General features: G+C 71.1%; 2 protein-coding genes. Both read left to right on the top strand.

The genetic code is table 11. The features are described from left to right. The first annotated feature begins 54 nt into the window (after window positions 1-54). Entirely contained in the window at window positions 55-483 is a 429-nt protein-coding gene (locus IBX62_10020; GenBank protein ID MBE0477421.1) for a hypothetical protein, read from the top strand. 150 nt (window positions 484-633) lie between these two features. Beyond that, window positions 634-2,696, top strand: a 2,063-nt coding sequence (locus IBX62_10015; GenBank protein ID MBE0477420.1) for a S8 family serine peptidase, incomplete at its 3' end; no start/stop codon positions are given.

Genomic DNA, 2,696 nt, shown 5'->3' with positions numbered 1-2,696 from the left:
CAAGTTGCGGCTGGAGGCCGCCACCGAGGGCCACCCGGCGGGCTGCTGAGAGCGGTGCTCGAGACGCTCTGGGTCGGCGCCCGCCTTGGGCTCGCCTTCAACCCGCTGGTCTCGGTGCTCGCCGCGCCTGCGGTCGCCGCTCTCTCAGCCCGCAGCCCGCGCGAGCACTCGCTCCTCGGCGTTCCGGGCCTGCTGCTGCTCGCGGCCTGGTTCGCAGGAGACGGGCTCGCCGCCTCCCGTGTCGCCGCCGAGGTCCTTGGGTCCGGTCCGGGACCGTCCGGCGCGGCGTCGGGTCCGGCGGCGCTCTCCGCGGTGGTGCTGTGGATGCTGGTCGGGTCGGCCGTCGGCTACGCCGCGCCGGCCTGGGCGGGCGCGTTCGTCGGACGGCGCGTCACGCACGGGAGCGGCTGGGCCAGTGCGGCGGTGACCGCTCTCACAGCGTCGGTCACGCTTTCCGCCATGACCGGCGCGGTCCTTACCTGATCCGATGGCCTATCGATCTCGCGGTACAGGCAGTCCCTGGCAGGCATATCGCTGGCAGGACTCCATGGTGTCCCTTCGTCGGCCGATATGCACGGTGTAGGGCCGCTCGCCGGCTCCGACTCCCGGGCGGCCTGGAAGAGCGGTGCATGCATGTCACTGTTCCAGCGGCACCCCATGAGGATCCTCCTCGCAGCGTTGGTGGCGTCCTCCCTCGCGCTCCCAGGGGTGGCGGATGGCGCCTCGACGGGCACCGGGCTCGGCAGGATCGACGAAGCCATCGAACGGCGAGAGAGGCCGGTCGAGACCGAGACGCTCCGGCGAGTACCCGCGGCCGATGAGGAGAGCGGCACCGTCCGGCTCGTGGTCAAGGCCACGAAGAGCGCGGGGTTGGCTGGCCTGAGGAGCGCCGGCCGGAGCATGGGCTTCAAGGTCCGGGAGACCATCCCGCACGTGGGATGGACTCTGATCGAGGTCCCCGCGCCCGCCGCCGAGATCACGGCCCGGCGCCTGCGTTCCGAGGGCGTCGTGTCCGTGGCGGAGCGCGATGTGCGCACACGGCCCGCGGCCGTCGTCCCGGACGACCCGATGTTCGGTGCGATGTGGCAGCTGGACAACACGGGCCAGTCCGGCGGGACCCCGGACGCCGACATCGACGCTCCCGAGGCCTGGGAGCGCACGACCGGCTCTCGCGGTGTGGTCGTAGCGGTCTGTGACACGGGCGTCGACATCACGCACGAGGACCTGGCCGGCAACATCTGGGTCAATCCCGGTGAGATCCCGGGCAACGGGATCGACGACGACGGGAACGGCAAGATCGACGACGTCCACGGCTGGGACTGGTTCAACGGTGACGGCACGGTCTCCGACCCCGATGACGGCGACCGGCACGGGACGCATGTGGCGGGGACCATCGGTGCCGTCGGCGGCAACGCGGTCGGCATCACGGGGATCAGCCACGATGTCAGCATCATGGTGCTCAAGCACATCGGGCCCGTCCACGGCAACCTGTTCGACGCCGCCGCGGCCATCGTGTACGCGGTGGATAGCGGAGCGGGGGTGATCAACCACTCGTGGACAGCTGCCGGAACGATCGGCGCGCTGGACGATGCGATCTCCTACGCGGGACAGCACGGCGTGATCAACGTCGCTGCCGCAGGGAACAACGGTACGAGCAACGACGAGCTCCCGTACTACCCGGCGGCCATGGATGCGCCGAACGTCATCGCCGTCGCCGCTACGGACCACGACGACATGCTCCCTACCGACGGGTACTGGGCCTGGTCGAACTGGGGGTCGAACGTCGATCTCGCAGCGCCCGGGGACCGGATACTGTCCACCGTCCCGGGCTCGTACGCCTCGTCGAGCGGCACCTCGATGGCGTCGCCGCACGTCACCGGCGTGGTCGCGCTGCTCAAGGCCGCCTTCCCGGCGGCGCCGATGGAGGAGATCCGCGCGCGGGTCGAGGAGACGGTGGACCGCCGGGATGTCCCGTTCGGCCTCTACGGACGCGTGCGCACGGGCGGACGGCTGAACGCCGCGTCCGCTCTCGCGCCCGCGTTCGCCGCCGCTCCGACGGTCGACGCCCCCGCTCCCGGCGGGACGCTGGAAGCCGGCCGCCCCGAGGAGGCCCGCTGGACGCCCCCGCCGTTCACCTCCGCCGCGGCGATCCACGAGGTGCAGCTCGGCTTCGAGCTCCAGGTTTACTCCGAGGGGTTCGAAGACGGTGCATCCGGATGGCTGACGGGCGGGAACGCTCTGTTCACGCGGACGGCGGACCCGGCGTACGTGCATACCGGTTCGTGGGCTATCCGCTCGGGCGTCATCGGCGACGATCAGTGGACGTATGCCGGCCGCTCGATCACCGTCCCCTCCGGCGGCGGGGTACTCGAGTTCTGGTACATGCTCGACAGCGAAGACGGCCGGGACTTCGCGTACATGCTCCTCGGCTCGGATCTCCGGCAGGTCTGGGAGATGAACCGGGACCGGACGTGGACGCGGGCCCGGGTGCCCGTCCCAGAGGGCACGTACGACGTCTGGTGGGTCTACCAGAAAGACGAGGCGACCAGCGAGGGTCTGGACGCCCTCGCGATCGACGACGTGCGAGTGACGGGTTGGGATTGGGGCGAGACCGTCACGAGCCCGGCCGGCTCGACCACCGCCGAGTTCCAGGTCCCGAGGACGATCGGCGACACGGCGGCGCTCCGCATCCGTGC

Source organism: Coriobacteriia bacterium, from assembly GCA_014859305.1.
In the GTDB taxonomy this organism is placed as follows: Bacteria; Actinomycetota; Coriobacteriia; order Anaerosomatales; family Kmv31; genus Kmv31.
This window is presented reverse-complemented; position numbering and strand designations above follow the sequence as displayed.